This is a genomic window from Xenorhabdus sp. PB61.4 (genome assembly GCF_963894935.1).
GTDB classification, from domain to species: Bacteria; Pseudomonadota; Gammaproteobacteria; order Enterobacterales; family Enterobacteriaceae; genus Xenorhabdus; species Xenorhabdus stockiae.
Map to the genome: position 1 here is coordinate 17,199 of NZ_CAWQJR010000024.1, position 17,948 is coordinate 35,146.

Below are 17,948 nucleotides of genomic sequence, written 5' to 3' on the forward strand. Positions count from 1 at the left end.
ATGCCTATGTCGTGCAATCGTATCAACAACGAAGCCCAGCCTTCATATGAGAATACTTCTGAATCTTCCTCTTGCACATTCTCGCTCAGTTCTCCGCAACAGGTTGTCTGGCTTGATCAAATCCTTCGCCCTGATAATACCTGTTACAATATCGGTTCAGTGATTCTTATTGAGGGAGAATTAGATGAAGCGCTGTTAATTCAGGCTTTTAAAAATGTTGTTGAGCGTCATGATGCACTCCGTCTACGATTGATTGATACGCAAGAGTTACCCCTGCAAAAAATTGATAATACTTTACCTGTTTCCGTAACAGTGAATGATTTTTCCGGGCATGACAACCCAGAAGAGCTGACTGAACAGCATTTCCACACAACCTTTTTACGCCCATTCGATTTAAATAATGAGTTATTCCGTTTTGAGCTGTTCCGGCTGGGTAATAAACGCTGGAACTGGCAGTTCTTCTGTCACCATCTTATCGGGGATGGAACCACCTTAGGGTTGATTACCGAAGAAATAGCCAACACTTACAGTCAATTGGCCAGAGGTGAAGCAATCACTGAAAGCGCCCCCTCTTATATTGATTTTGTAGATGAAGATATCGCCTATCTGGATTCAAAACGCTATATACAGGATCTGCAATTCTGGCTGGAACGCTATGAAAATTTTCCCCCTGCATTACTCAAACCATCAAATTCAGATAAAGCCACAGAACACCAGCCCCCTGAACCTTTAGTTTATCAATTTGACCGGACGCTTTTTCAGCGGATCGAAGAGCTGGTTGCGGCAAACGGGTTATCCGTGCTGCATTTTATGTATGCCATTCTGGCCTGTTATTTTTTCCGGACAACGCATTTTTCACGCACTGACAGCTCTGAGGAAATTGTTTTTGGCATCCCCGTACACAACCGTAAAAACATCAAACAAAAACGTATGGTTGGGATGTTTACCTCAGTGATCCCCGTTGGTATTAGCGTAGACCCACATGATTCTTTTCTTGATGTTATGAGAAAAGTAGCAACCGAGTTGCGACGTTGTTATAAGCGCCAACGCTTACCCATTGCAGAATTAAACCGACATTTACAAACCCGTCAGAAAACAGGCCAGAATCAGTTGTTCGATATCATACTGTCATATGAGAAGATCGAAATGAGTGCCAGTCTGCCGGAGGCTTCACTCACATGTGTCAAAATGCAGCGCGGTAACCCGTTTCCTCTGATTGTTGCAATCCATCATTATGCCTTTACAACGAACAGTGAAGATATCCGAAAACCGGTGACACTGGAGTTTAATTACTCTCCCAATTACCTGAATCATACTGAGGTTACAGCGCTTCAATCTCGTTTAATCACCCTGATAGAAGCCGCGATCTCTGCTCCGGAAACCCTGACCCGATACTTGCCGGTGCTATCGCCGACTGAACAGCAAAAAATATTGGTGGATTTTAATGCCACTCAGAAGAGCTTTACGCAACATGTCTTAATTCATCAGCTTTTTGAAACTCAGACAGAGCTGTCCCCCGATACCATTGCCGTCGAGTTTAACGGGCAAAAATTGAGTTATGACGAACTCAATCGCCGCGCCAATCGTCTGGCTCATTATCTGATTGCACGGGGTGTAAGACCAGATAAACGAGTCGCGATTTGTATTGAGCGCAGTCTGGAGATGGTTGTGGGTTTACTGGCTATTCTGAAAGCGGGCGGAGCCTATGTGCCACTCGATCCGGCTTACCCTACCGAACGACTGGCCTATATGCTGGAAGATTCAGAACCAGTGATCATACTGACCCGAACAACACTGGCTGACAAACTGACCAGCTCCGTACCAATAATTCTGCTCGATAATATACTCGATACCGCCCCTTCATTTCTGGCAGCACAACCGGCTGAAAACCCGGATACACAGGCATTAGGGCTGATGCCTCACCATCTGGCCTATATTATCTATACCTCCGGTTCAACCGGTCTTCCCAAAGGCGTGATGGTTGAACATACCAATATCACTCGCCTGCTGGCGGCGACACACTCGCGTTTCCGGTTTGATAACAACGATGTCTGGACGCTGTTTCACTCCTTTGCTTTCGATTTTTCAGTGTGGGAATTGTGGGGAGCGCTGGCTTACGGGGGCAAGCTCATCGTTGTTCCACTTGAATGTGCCCGCTCGCCCCAGATGTTCTATGAGCTGCTTTGCCGGAAGCAGGTCACTATTCTGAACCAGACCCCAAGTGCCTTCCGTCAGTTGATTGCGGCTCAGGATATGATGCCACATGAGCAGCACACACTGCGCTGCATTATATTCGGCGGTGAAGCATTAGAGTTGCACACCCTCGCCCCGTGGGTTGAACGCAATCCTACCGCACAGACCCGTCTGGTGAATATGTATGGCATCACGGAAATTACCGTACATGCTACCTACCGTGAACTGACAGAAGCGGATATCCATGCAAGGCATGGCAGCCTGATTGGGCAGCCTCTGGATGATTTACGCATCTATATCCTTGATGCTTATGGTCAGCCTGTACCAATAGGCGTTGCTGGCGAACTCTATATTTCAGGTGCTGGCGTTGCCCGTGGCTATCTGAACCGGCCTGAGCTGACTACTGAACGTTTCCTGCCCGATCCGTTCGCCGGTAATCCGGATGCGCGCATGTATAAAACCGGGGATGTAGGTCGCTGGTTGCCGGATGGCAATATTGAATATCTTGGTCGCAATGATTTTCAGTACAAGATACGGGGCTTCCGCATTGAGCTGGGTGAAATCGAGACAAGGCTTGAACAGTGTCACGGTGTACGTGAAGCGGTGGTTATCCTTCGTGAAGATAAACCTGAGAATAAACGCCTCGTTGCCTATCTGCTGCCCCAAAACGGCGCTGAACTTGATCCGGCGGTTCTGCGCCGTCATCTGGCAGAACATCTGACAGAATATATGCTGCCCAGTGCGTTTGTGGTACTTGCCGCTTTTCCTCTCACACCGAATGGCAAACTGGACAGGCGTGCCTTGCCGTTGCCTGAACACTCCGCGGTAGTCACGCATGAGTATGAAATACCACAAGGAAGGATAGAAACGGCTTTAGCGCAAATCTGGCAGAATTTATTAGGATTAGAACAGGTTGGTCGCCATGACCATTTCTTTGAATTGGGCGGTGACTCCCTGCTGGCTGTCCAGCTGGCGGCCCGTATACGCCGGATCATGGGACGAGAACTCCCTCTGCAACAGATTTTTAGCCGACCTGTCCTGATGGAGTTAGCTCAGGTTATTACTGAAGCAGCGGTATCCACGCAGGCTGTTATCCCCTCGGCTGATCGCAGTCAGCCACTACCGCTGTCATTTGCCCAGCAGCGCTTATGGTTCCTGAACCAGCTCGATTCGGCTGCCAGCCGCGCCTACCATATTCCGGTAGCACTGCGCCTGACAGGTCGGCTTAACCATCATGCCCTGACCAGTACACTCAATTATCTGGTTACCCGCCATGAAAGCCTGCGCACTCGGTTTATTCTGGTTGAAAGCCAGCCTTATCAACATATCGATCCTGCTGATACCGGCTTTACCTTGTCCTGCCATGAGTTACGCAACTTAGATCCGGCGCGACAAGCTGAACGAATTGAAGAGATTACAGCACTTGAAGCTCAGACGACCTTTGATTTTATCCACGGGCCACTAGTTCGTGGTCATCTGCTGCAACTGACCGATGAAGAGCATCTGTTACTGATCACTTTGCATCATATAATCACTGATGGCTGGTCTATCGGTGTATTCATGCGTGAACTGAATATTATCTATCATGCATTGCTTAACGGTCATGATATATCTTTGTCACCCTTATCCATTCAATACGCCGACTATGCTGTCTGGCAGCGTGAATGGTTACAGGAAAATATCTTCACGGCCCAACAAAATTTCTGGCGTATACAGCTTGAGAATGCACCGGCACTCCTGTCACTCCCGACAGATCGTCCACGTCCGGCAATCCAGTCCTATATCGGCAGTCAGGTACCTTTTCAGCTTGATAACACGGTGCTGGCATCACTTCAGGCTCTCGGAAAACGCCACGATACCACCCTTTTTATGACGCTTCTGGCTGGCTGGAGTATCGTGCTGTCGCGGCTGAGTGGTCAGGATGATATCGTCATCGGCACCCCCATCGCCAATCGATCACTCTCTGAGCTTGAAGGATTGATGGGATTTTTTGTTAATACACTGGCCCTGCGGATCAGGCTCAATAATCATTTCTCTGTCGCTGACCTGCTGGCTCAGGTGCGGGAGCAGGCACTGGCTGCTTACGCTCATCAGGATCTGCCTTTTGAACAAGTCGTTGAAGCCTTACAGCCTGAACGCAGTCTCAGCTATAGCCCTATCTTTCAGGTTATGCTGGCACTGGATAATACGCCGGTTCAGGATCAGACATCCCACGCGTTGCAAATCAGCCGGCTTGAGCAGGCGGGTCATAGTGCCCACTTCGATTTAATGCTGTTACTGACCGAAAGTGATACAGGTCTGACTGGCGGGCTGGAATATGCCGTTGATCTGTTTGATGCCACAACCGCTGAACGCATGGTGGGTTATCTCATCAATGTACTGACAGCAATGGCAGAAGATGAAACACAAGCCATTACGCACCTGCCCATGCTGCCCGCAGCAGAACGGCAGCAGTTGCTGGTGGATTTCAACGCCACACAAGACACTTTTCCAGAAATAAACAGCCCACAATCCGCCCTAATTCATGAACTGTTTGAACAACAGGTGACACAAACTCCGGATGCTATCGCTGTCGTTTTCGAACAACAAACCCTGAGCTATGACGCACTTAACCGTCATGCCAACCAACTGGCTCATTATCTGGTTAAGCTGGGAATAAAACCGGATGATCGAATTGCCATTTGCGTCGAACGCAGCCCCGAAATGATTGTGGGCTTACTGGCTATCCTGAAAGCGGGCGGAGCTTATGTCCCTCTCGATCCGGCTTACCCTGCCGAACGGCTGGCCTATATGCTGGAAGACTCAGCCCCGACAGCCATTCTGACTCAGACAACACTGGCTGGCACGCTACACAGCTCTGTACCAATTGTTCTGCTCGACAATATATTCGATATCAGCTCCTCCTCTCTGACAGAACTGCCCGATCACAACCTTGACGCACAGTCACTGGAGCTGACTTCACGCCATCTGGCCTATGTTATCTACACCTCCGGTTCAACCGGTCTGCCAAAAGGTGTGGCAATCGAACACAGCAATACCGTCAACTTCCTGAACTGGGCGCGGAAAACATTCAGCCAGCAAGAGCTGGCACACACCCTTTTTTCCACGTCACTGAATTTTGATCTATCTGTATACGAATGTTTCACACCTCTGATTTCTGGCGGTACGGTGCATCTTGTCCCTGATGTGCTATCGCTGATCAATACAAGGTCTATCGCTACAAAACAGAACCTCAGCCTGATCAATACCGTGCCCTCGGCTATCCCGCAACTGATTGAAGCCAATGCGATACCTGTAAATATCGCAACCGTCAATCTAGGCGGTGAAGCGTTGAAACCACATATAGTTAAACAGTTATTTGCCCACACCCATATTCCGCACATATGCAACCTGTATGGCCCTTCTGAAACGACCGTTTATTCAACATGGACACGTATGGATCGGACAACGGGTTTCCACAACCATATCGGACGACCGATCGCCAATACCCGGATTTACATCCTCGAACCATCTGGTCAGCCTGCACCATTAGGGGCCGTTGGTGAAATCCACATTGCCGGAGCGGGTGTAGCGCGGGGATATCTGAATCGTCCTGAACTGACAATGGAACGTTTCCCCGCCGACCCTTTCTCCTCAGAACCCGATGCCCGCATGTACAAAACCGGAGATCTCGGTCGCTGGCTGCCCGATGGTAATATCGAATACCTCGGACGTAATGATTTTCAGGTCAAAATTCGCGGCTTCCGCATTGAACTGGGGGAAATTGAAGCACAGCTGATGCAGTGTCACGGCGTGAGTGAAGCCGTGGTTATCGCCCGTGAAGATACTTTTAATCAACGGGCTATTGAGGAAAAAACCGGTGAACAGAAACGGCTGATCGCCTATTTACGTCCACAGGAGGATGTTGAACTCTCCCCTGCAGAACTGCGCCAGCAACTCGCTCAACACCTTGCTGAATATATGTTGCCCAGTGCTTTTGTTGTGTTGGAAACCTTCCCGTTAACCCCTAACGGAAAACTTGATCGTCAGGCACTGCCTGAGCCTGATGTTTCGACAGTGATAACCCGCAGTTATCAAGCTCCCATAGGGGAGAAAGAAACCGCACTGGCGCACATCTGGCAGGAGCTGCTGGGATTAGAGCAGATCAGCCGCCATGATCACTTCTTTGAACTGGGCGGTCATTCGCTGATGATTGTCAGCCTGATTGAACGGCTGTACAAATCTGGCTGGAAACTGGATGTTCGCAGTGTGTTCTCAGCGCCTGTCCTGATGGTAATGGCTCAGGCGATTGAGGGAGATGCCGATACTTTTGTTGTTCCGCCTAACCTTATCCCGGATGATTGCACAGCCATTACACCGGATATGCTACCGCTGGTTTCACTTTCACAGGCCGAAATTGATGCGATTGTCGAAGTCACTCCCGGCGGAGCCAGCAATATACAGGATATCTATCCACTGGCACCGTTACAGGAAGGCGTTCTGTTTCACCACCTATTACAGGAAAAGGGCGATATTTATTTGCTCCATTGTATGCTCACTTTCAGTAACCGAGCATACCTTGATGATTTCCTGTCCGGTTTTCAGTATGTTATCGACCGCCACGACATCCTGCGTACAGCCGCCTGCTGGCAGGGGCTGGTCAAACCGGTTCAGGTTGTCTGGCGTCAGGCACGGCTGACGATCAATGAGTTCATTCCGTCCACAACAGATGATATTCCCGCTCAGCTCAGAGCGCTCAATAATCCGCGTGAACACCGTCTTAAGCTAAACCATGCACCACTATTTTTGGTAGATATCGCTTATGATCCGGTTCAGGATAACTGGCTGCTGGCACTGCACTTTCATCATATGATCGCTGATCATATGACACTGGAGCTGATTTTCGACGAAATTGCCCAGATACAGTTTATCCAGAAACAACAAGGGCAACCTGAAACATTACCTGCTGCCCTGCCTTATCGTAACTTTATCGCCCAGACATTAAGCGTACCAACATCGGTACATGAAGCCTATTTCCGTGAACAACTTGCTGATATCGACACACCCACCGCACCTTTTGGTGTGCTCTCCCTATCGGATGATGAACCTGTTGCTGAAGCGCGCCTTTCCTTCGATCCGGTTCTGTCGGAGAATGTCCGCCATCAGGCTCGTCGTCTGGGCGTCAGCCCGGGAGTACTGTTTCATGTTGCCTGGGCACAGGTACTGGCACAAACCAGCGGCTGTAATGATGTTGTATTCGGCTCAGTGCTATTAGGCCGATTACAAAGTGGCAAAGGAACAGCCCGAACACTGGGTATGTTTATCAATACCCTGCCGGTGCGGGTTTCCCTGACAGGCCAGAGTGTGCTGGATACCGTGCAGGCTACCTATCGCAATCTGACCACCTTACTGGAGCACGAACAGGCACCGCTGGCACTAGCACAGCAATGCAGCGGTGTGGCACAGCCAGTGCCACTGTTCAGTACTCTACTTAATTATCGCCATACCCGGCTCAATGAAGCTGATATTTTTGAAATGCCTGAATTGGGTATGCGTATTCTCACGGCGGAGGAACGGACAAACTACCCAATCACCCTATCCGTGGATGATACGGGAGCAGGGTTCCGTCTGACAGCTCTGGCGGGAGCAGGCATTGATCCGGCACGCATTACCACTTATCTGGAAACAGCCCTTCGTGGCTTGACTGACTCACTGGCTCGCAATCCGCAGCAGCTGATTCAGGAGTTATCCATCCTGCCCGCCACTGAGCGGCAACAATTACTGGTGGATTTTAACTCAGCTCAGACCACAGAAAGTACCCAGCCGGGTTTGATCCACCAATTATTTGAGGAGCAGGCCGCACATCGCCCCGACATTATCGCTATAGAGTTTGAAGGCAATGCCTTTAGCTATGGTGAACTTAATCAACGTGCTAACTATCTGGCGCATCATCTGATTGCGCAAGGTGTACGCCCCGATGATCGGGTCGCGATTTGTGTCGAGCGCAGCCCTCTGCTGATTATTGGCTTGCTCGCCATTCTTAAGGCCGGAGGTGCATATTTACCCCTTGATCCGGCTTATCCGACGGAAAGATTGCAGTATATGCTTAGGGATGCTGCTCCCGTCGCCATACTGACTCATATCGCTCATGCGGATAAATTGCCGGAAAACCACATTCCGACTGTGTTACTGGATGAACAGGAAACCGTCCTGACAACACAACAGATCGATAATCCCACTGTTCATCTGACATCAAAAAATCTGGCCTATGTGATTTACACTTCCGGCTCTACCGGACAGCCCAAAGGGGTCATGGTTGAGCATCGGAGTGTGCTTCACCTTATTATCAATAACAGTTTTGCGGATATCGGCCCTGACGACCGTGTTGCTCATTGTGCCAATATTGCATTTGACGCCTCAACATGGGAAATCTGGTCAGCCCTGCTGAATGGCGGATGTTTACATATCATTCCCCAGACTGTATTGCTGGATCCGGTGCGTTTCAGTCATGCACTCATTGAAGGAAAAGTGACCGCGCTCTGGCTGACTGCCGGTTTGTTCAATGCCTACCTTGATATCCTTATGCCGATGTTCGGGCAGTTACGCTATCTGCTTGTCGGTGGTGATGTTCTCGATCCCGGTAAGATCCGGCAGGTATTCTCGTCTGAATCTCAGCCTGCCTATCTGATTAACGGCTATGGCCCGACGGAAACCACCACGTTTGCGGCTACCTATGTAATAACATCCCCTATTGATATCACTCGCTCTATTCCTATTGGCCGCCCGATTGCCAATACCCAAATCTATATTCTTGATCCCAAAGGACTGCCTGTTCCTGTTGGCGTTGCCGGAGAAATTTATATTGCCGGTGCCGGTGTTGCCCGCGGTTATTTGAATCTGCCTGAGCTGACTACTGAACGTTTTCTTGAGTGCCCTTTCTCCTCAGAGCCTGATGCGCGCATGTACAAAACAGGGGATCTGGGACGCTGGCTGGCTGATGGTAATATCGAATACCTCGGTCGCAATGATTTTCAGGTCAAAATCCGTGGCTTCCGCATTGAACCGGGGGAAATTGAAGCACAACTGATACAGTGTGACGGTGTACGTGAAGCTGTCGTGATTGCCCGTGAGGACGAATCAAAGCAAAAACAGTTGGTCGCTTATTTGCAGCCACACAATGGCCTATCGTTAGTACCCGCTGAATTGCGTCAGCAACTCTCACAACACCTTGCTGACTATATGCTGCCCAGTGCTTTTGTCATGCTGGAAACTTTCCCGCTGACATCCAATGGTAAACTGGATCGTCAGGCGCTTCCGGTACCTGATCTGACAGCAATAGTGACCCGTGGTTATGAAGCACCGATCAGTGAAATGGAAACCGCTCTGGTTCAGATTTGGCAGAAATTACTCGGCGTACAGCAAGTCGGGCGTTATGACCATTTCTTTGAACTGGGGGGGCATTCCCTGCTGGCAGTTCAGTTTGTCGCATACGTTCGTCAGGAACTGGCAAAAACACTGTCATTAAAACAACTCTTTGATCAGCCAATTCTGGCTGAGTTGGCACAACTGCTCACTGAAACTACAACAGCCAGCCAAATCGAGATCCCTGTTGCTGACAGAAACCAGCCATTGCCACTCTCTTTTGCACAACAACGGTTATGGTTCCTGACACAAATCGATCAGACCGCCAGTCTGGCCTATCATATTCCCGCTGCATTACGTCTCAGCGGGCAACTCAGTCACCACGCACTGAGTCAGGCACTGAATAATCTGGTGGCTCGGCAAGAAAGCCTGCGCACCCGTTTTATCTCTGTAGCAGGTCATCCCTGCCAATACATTGATCAGTCTGATACCGGTTTCACGCTCTCTTACCATGATCTACGCCCGTTAGCGCCTGAAGAAAGAACTGACCGTATTACTGAACTGACCGCTTTTGAAACCCTGACGCCATTTGATTTCACACAGGGGCCATTGATTCGTGCTCACTTGCTGCAACTGGCTGATGAAGAACATATCTTTCTGCTCACCCAACACCATATTATTTCCGATGGCTGGTCTGTCGGTGTGCTAATGCGTGAGCTGAGCGTTCTCTATCGTGCGGCTCTTGAAAATCAGTCAATCCCGTTACTGCCATTACCTATTCAGTATGCCGATTATGCCGTCTGGCAACGTGGTTGGTTGCAGGGATCGGCTCTAGCTGCACAACGTGATTTCTGGTCTTCCCGGCTTAAAGATGCTCCGTCTTTATTAACGTTGCCGACTGACAGACCCCGCCCGACGGTACAATCGTTCGTCGGCGGGCGGGTTCCTGTTTATTTTGATGCCGAACTACTGGCTTCATTGAAGAAGCTGGGGCAGCGCCATAACAGCACCCTGTTTATGACCCTGCTGGCGGCATGGAGTATTGTCCTCGCCCGGCTGAGTGGGCAGGATGATATTGTCATCGGTACACCGGTTGCCAACCGGCCTCACCATACACTGGAAGGATTAATCGGCTTTTTTGTCAATACATTAGCCCTGCGTACCAAAATAAGCGGTTCCGACAGTGTTACTGACCTGCTGGTTCAGATCCGTGAACAGATGCTGGATGACTATGCCAATCAGGATCTGCCTTTTGAACAAGTGGTGGAAACCTTGCAGCCGGCACGCAATCTCAGTTACAGCCCAATATTTCAGGTGATGCTGGCTTTAAACAACACCCCTGCGCAGGTATTAAACCTGCCCGATATCCGCTGTACGCCAATAGAACAGGCACACCCCAGCGCACATTTTGATTTAACCCTGTCTCTGACCGAAAACGAAAGCGGTCTGACAGGTGAACTGACTTATGCAGCGGATTTGTTCGATTCCGCAACCATTGAGCGCATGACTGGCTATTTAGTCAATGTGCTCACAGCAATGGTCACTGATGATACACAATGTATTGCCACTCTGCCCATGCTGCCAGAATCGGAACGACATCAACTGTTGGTGGATTTCAATGCTATTCAGATCGGTTCTACCCAATCCGGTTTCCCACAAAATGCACTTATCCACCAGCTTGTTGAAGCACAGGTATTGCAGCGCCCTGATGCTATTGCGGTGGTTTATGAAAACCAGACGCTGAGTTATCACGAACTGAACCAGCGAGCTAATCAATTGGCTCATCATTTACTGGCGCTGGGAGTACGTCCGGATGATCGGGTTGCCCTGTGTGCTGAACGCAGCCCGGAGATGATTATCGCCCTGCTTGCTATTCTTAAAGCGGGTGGTGCTTATCTGCCACTCGATCCGGACTCTCCGGCTGAACGGCTGGCCTATATGCTTGAGGAAGCTTCTCCGGTCGCCTTGCTGACCCAGATCCAGTGGTGTGACAAACTTAACAGTACTTTACCCGTGATCCTGCTGGATGATAAATCAGGCCGCTCAGCCTTGTTTCCAGTCCACAACCCTGATGCTCAGGGATCAGGACTGACATCCCGCCATCTGGCTTACGTCATTTATACGTCGGGTTCAACGGGTCAACCGAAAGGCGTCATGGTCGAACACCGGAATGTAACTTCTCTGATTCTCAATAATGGTGTTGCTGATATCGGACCAAGTGACTGCATTGCGCACTGTGCCAACGTGTCATTTGATGCGGTAACATGGGAAGTTTGGTCAGGATTAGCTAACGGGGCACGTCTTCTGCTTATTCCGAAAAAAATCCTGTTACAGCCCGATCTGTTTGGTCAATACCTGTCATCAGGTAAAGCCAGTGCCGTGTTCCTGACTACAACACTGTTTAATCAGTATGCCAGCCTGATTGCCCCTGCTTTATCAGGTTTGCGCTATCTCCTGTTCGGTGGTGAACAAGCGGACAGCCGTACTGCCATTCATTTCCGGGAGAAATATCAGCCTCAGCATTTAGTTAATGCCTATGGGCCAACGGAAACCACCACATTTGCTACCGCCTATGAAATACCACTCATGGCAGAAAAAGCCGGTGAGGGTGAAATAAAAATCCCGATTGGTCACCCTATTGCTAACAGACAAATCTATATTCTGGACAAACAGGGCCAGCCTGTTCCTGTCGGGGTTTCTGGTGAGATTTACATTGCCGGCTCCGGCGTTGCCCGTGGTTATCTGAATCGCCCTGAGCTGACGGCTGAGCGTTTCCTGCCTGATTGGTTCTCTCCGGAACCTGATGCGCGTATGTACAAATCCGGCGATCTCGGGCGCTGGTTGCCAGACGGCAATATCGAATATCTTGGTCGCAATGATTTTCAAATCAAACTGCGGGGCTTCCGCATTGAACTGGGGGAAATTGAAGCACGGCTCAGACAGTGTTCCGGTGTGCGTGAAGCCGTAGTTCTGATCCACATGGATGAGACTCATCAGCAACGTCTCGTCGCCTATTTGTTACCCAAATTGTTACCAGAAACGAAAGCTGAATTGGTTCCGGCTGAACTCCGTCAGCAACTTGCTCAGCATCTTGCTGAATATATGCTGCCCAGTGCTTTTATTATCCTTGAGACATTCCCGCTAACGCCCAATGGCAAACTGGATCGTCAGGCACTGCCTGCCCCTGATCTGTCTGCTCTGGCAGTACAAGACTACCAAATGCCCATTGGCGAAGTAGAAATAACTCTGGCTCAGATCTGGCAACAGCTATTAGGTCTGGAGAAGGTCAGCCGCCATGACAATTTCTTTGCGCTGGGCGGCCATTCGCTGATGATTATCAACCTGATTGCAGAACTGCACAACCACGGCTGGCAACTTGATGTCCGCAGTGTGTTCACGACTCCTGTGCTTGCAGATATGGCAGCAGCCACTCAGCGTGATGCGGAAGTTTTTGTTGTGCCACCTAACCTTATTCCAAATGACTGTAAGGCTATTACACCGGATATGTTGCCGCTGGTTTCACTGTCCCAGTCAGAAATTGACGCTATCACCGCCAGTGTTTCCGGCGGAGCGGGTAATGTGCAGGATATCTATCCGCTGGCATCGTTACAGGAAGGTATTCTGTTCCATCATCTGTTACAGACACAGGGTGATGACTACTTATTACATATCATGATTGCTTTTGATAGCCGCACTTCTCTTGATAGCTTCCTGAACGCCATGCAACAGGTGATTGATCGTCACGATATTCTGCGCACTTCTGTTTATTGGCAGGATCTGACACAGCCCGTTCAGGTAGTCTGGCGTCAGGCGAAATTGTGTATTAAAGAATGGAATATAAACGAGTTAGCACCAGAAACAAAGGGTGATATAGCTGCTCAATTACAAGCCTATACTGATCCGCGCTGGCATCGCATTGACCTGAGCTGTGCCCCGTTATTCGCTGCTGATATAGCACACGATACCCCCCAGAATGAGTGGTTACTGGCGCTACGTTTCCATCATCTGGTCAGCGACCATGTGACACTCGATCTGATATTCGCCGAAATTGCCCGCATACGACAGGGAAATGCCAATGTTCTGCCTACCTCTGTGCCTTACCGTAATTTTATCGCTCAAACGTTGAATGTGCCTGTTTCAGTATACGAAAGTTATTTCCGCGAACAACTAGCTGATATCGACGAGCCTACGACACCGTTTGGTGTGCTTAAAATGCCGAAGCTCAGTGCATCACCTGATAATAATAAATCACGGGATAACAGTAATCCCGTCGCCAAAGCCCGCATTTTACTTGATAACGATCTGGCAGAAGCTATCCGCTCACAAGCCCGCCGTCTGGAAGTCAGTCCCGGGATCCTGTTCCATGTTGCCTGGGCACAAGTGCTGGCACACACCAGCGGTCGCGATGATGTGGTTTTTGGCTCCGTGCTGCTGGGTCGTTTGCAGGGCATCACCGGGGCAGAGCAAATGCTGGGAATGTTTGTTAATACGCTGCCAATCCGCATTTCTCTGGCCGGTCGTCGTGTGCAGGAAACCGTGCTGGAGACCTACCACCGTCTGACCGCACTATTAGAACACGAGCAGGCTCCGCTGGCACTGGCACAACAGTGCAGTGGTGTGGCACAGCCGATGCCGTTGTTCGGAGCCTTACTGAATTATCGTCATAGTCAGATGACTCAGGCTGAAATGGATACCATCTGGGCGGGTATGCGTGTGGTCGCAGCCGAAGAGCGGACTAACTATCCCATTACTCTGTCCGTGGATGACTTAGGTGACGGTTTTCAGCTCACAGCGCTGACGGTTACTGAAATTTCACCTGATCAGGTCACAAGCTATCTGATAACTGCGATTAAAGGGCTGGTTGAAGCTTTAGTTGATCATCCGCAGCAACCGATTCTGGATATTCCGATTTTACCGGGATCAGAGCGGCAACGGCTGTTGGTGGAGTTTAATGCTCCTGAAACACAAAGCACATTCCCGGAACATGCGCTAATCCACCAGCTAGTCGAAATTCAGGCATTACAGCGTCCTGATGCTATTGCCGTCACCTATGAAAATCAGACGCTGAGCTATCGTGAACTGAATCAGCGTGCCAATCGTCTGGCACATCACCTCCTGACACTCGGCATACGCCCGGATGATCGGGTCGCTATTTGTATTGAACGCAGTCCGGAAATGATCATTGGATTGCTGGCCATTCTCAAGGCCGGTGGCGCTTATCTGCCACTTGATCCTAACTATCCGGCTGAACGGCTTAACTTTATGCTTGAGGATGCTTCGCCGGTTGTCTTACTGACACAGGCTCAGTGGCATGAAAAACTAAACAGCGCCTTACCTGTTATCTTGCTGGATGATGAGTCAGACAGCTACGCATCGTTCCCAACTCGTAACCCTGATATTCAGGCTTCAGGGCTGACATCCCGCCATCTGGCCCATGTTATTTATACGTCAGGTTCAACCGGTCAGCCGAAAGGTGTCATGGTTGAACACTGGAATGTCATTTCCCTGCTTATCAATAACGGCTTTGCTGATATCGGCCCGGATGACTGCATAGCCCATTGTGCCAACGTCTCATTTGATGCGGCAACATGGGAAGTTTGGGCTGCTCTGACACATGGTGCGCGTATTCTGCTGATACCCGAAAAAACCCTGTTACAGCCTGACAAATTTGGCCAGGCTCTGTCATCGGAGAAAGTCAGCGCGCTGTTCCTGACTACGGCGCTGTTTAATCAATACGTTAGCCTGATTGCTCCTGCGTTATCGGGTCTGCGTTACCTTCTGTTCGGCGGTGAGCAAGCCAACGCCCATACAGCCATTCGTTTCCGGGCGGAATATCCTCCTCAGCATTTGCTGCATGCCTATGGGCCAACAGAGGCCACAACAATTGCCACTGTTTATGAAATGCCGCTCATGCCAGAAAAAGCCGGTGAAGGTGAAATCAAAATTCCGATTGGTCGCCCTATCGGTAACCGGAGAATTTATATTCTGGATAAACAGGCTCAACCTGTTCCTGTCGGAGTTTCCGGTGAGATCTATATCGCCGGTGCAGGTATTGCCCGTGGTTATCTGAATCGCCCGGAACTGAATGCAGAACGTTTTCTGCCCGATCCGTTCTCTTCAGAACCTGATGCACGTATGTACAAATCCGGGGATCTGGGGCGCTGGCTGCCGGATGGCAATATTGAATACCTCGGACGCAATGACTTTCAGGTCAAACTGCGAGGCTTTCGTATCGAACTGGGGGAAATCGAAGCCAGACTGGTACAGTGCGATGGGGTACGTGAGGCGGTAGTTCTGATACGGGAGGACGAACCCAATCAGAAACGGATGGTAGCCTATCTGCGACCAGAGGAAGACGCTGAACTCGATCCAGCAGAACTACGTCGCCAGCTTGCTCAACATCTTGCTGATTATATGCTGCCCGGTGCGTTTATTATGCTGGAAACTTTCCCGCTGACCCCTAATGGCAAATTAGATCGTCAGGCACTTCCTGCGCCGGATTCATCGGCAGTAGTAACCCGTGACTATGTAGCACCTGTCGGTGAAACGGAAACCGCATTAGCCCGGATCTGGCAGGATCTGCTGGGACTGGAGCGAGTCGGCCGCTATGACCACTTCTTTGAACTGGGCGGGCATTCACTGCTGGCTATTCAGCTTACAGCCCGTGTCCGTCAGGTACTGAAGCGGGAATTACCGCTGCAACAACTATTTGATCAGCCATGTCTGATGGATTTAGCTCAGGTTCTGACTGATGTTGCAGCAACCTCTCAAATGACAATACCGGTCACTGACCGTAGCCAGCCCCTGCCGCTTTCCTTTGCTCAACAGAGGCTGTGGTTCTTAGACCGGCTCGATCCGGCTGCCAGTCTGGCTTATCATATTCCGCTGGCATTACATTTGAGCGGGCAACTCAGTCACCATGCCCTGCGCCAAACATTCGACAATCTGGTTGACCGACACGAGATCCTGCGTACCCGTTTTGTACTGGTCTCCGGACAGCCCCGCCAGCAAATTGCAACGGCTGACAGCAGATTTGCGTTGTCTTATCAGGATCTGCGCTCATTAACTGCCGATGAACAAACCCAGCGAATTACAGAAATTGCTACCACCGAAACCGGAATACCGTTTGATTTTACTCAAGGTTCACTGATCCGTGGTCAATTACTGCAACTGTCTGATGATGAACATGTATTACTGATCACCCAGCACCATATTATCTCCGATGGCTGGTCTGTCGGTGTGCTAATACGTGAGCTGAGCGTTCTCTATCGGGCAGCTCTTGAAAATCAAGAAAACCCATTACTACCCCTACCCATTCAGTATGCCGATTATGCTGTCTGGCAGCGTGACAAACTGCATGAAGCCACGCTTAACAAACAACGGGAATTCTGGTGTCACCAGCTCCGCGATGCGCCTGCTTTGCTGACACTTCCAACAGACCGGCCACGTCCCGCGTCACAAACCTTTACCGGAGGAAGAGTTCCCGTTCACTTTGATGCGGAATTACTGGCTTCGCTGAAAACACTCGGACAACGCCATAACAACACCCTGTTTATGACTCTGCTGACAGCATGGAGTATCGTGCTGGCGCGACTGAGTGGACAGGATGATATTGTCATCGGTACACCGGTTGCCAACCGTCAGCATCGCGAACTGGAAGAGCTGATCGGCTTCTTTGTAAATACGCTTGCCCTGCGTGTCAGGCTGAATGATTCCACCCGTGTTTCCGATTTGTTCAGACAGATTCGGGAACAGACACTGGCGGCCTATGCCAATCAGGATCTGCCCTTCGAGCAGGTAGTGGAAGCGTTACAACCTGAGCGCAGCCTGAGTTACAGCCCGATATTTCAGGTTATGCTGGCATTAAATAACACACCAGCACAGACACTGACATTACCGGATTTACAATTCACTGTGATGGAACCGATACACCACAGTGCCCACTTCGATTTAACCCTGTCATTAACCGAAACCGATGCCGGTCTGACAGGCGAACTGACCTATGCCAGTGCATTATTTGATGCAGCAACCATTGAACGCATGTTGGACTATCTCACCAATGTACTGAACGCAATGGTGGCAGATGAATCACAACTGGTTGCCACTGTGCCTATGTTGTCGCAATCAGAGCGGCAACAATTACTGATGGATTTCAATGCGCATCAGGCTGATTTCCCCGATAATGCGTTGCTCCACCAGCTGTTTGAGGCTCAGGCAGAGCAATATCCTGATGCAGTTGCCGTGGTATTTGAAGGGCAGACACTCAGCTATGGTGAACTAAACCAACGCGCCAATTATCTGGCTCATCAACTGATTGCGCAGGGTGTACATCCGGATGATCGGGTAGCAATTTGTGTCGAGCGGAGTCTGGAAATGGTAGTCGGTCTGCTGGCTATCCTCAAGGCCGGAGGAGC

Annotated in this window: 1 protein-coding gene (only partly in view); it reads left to right on the forward strand. The window is 50.1% G+C overall.

The window, feature by feature from the left end; all coding sequences use genetic code 11:
- Positions 1 to 17,948 carry the 5' portion of a non-ribosomal peptide synthetase gene (locus AACX68_RS02500; RefSeq protein WP_228858340.1) on the forward strand. It continues 4,987 nt past the right edge of the window, so the window shows 17,948 of its 22,935 coding nt (coding positions 1-17,948); its start codon is at positions 1 to 3; its stop codon lies off the right edge, out of view.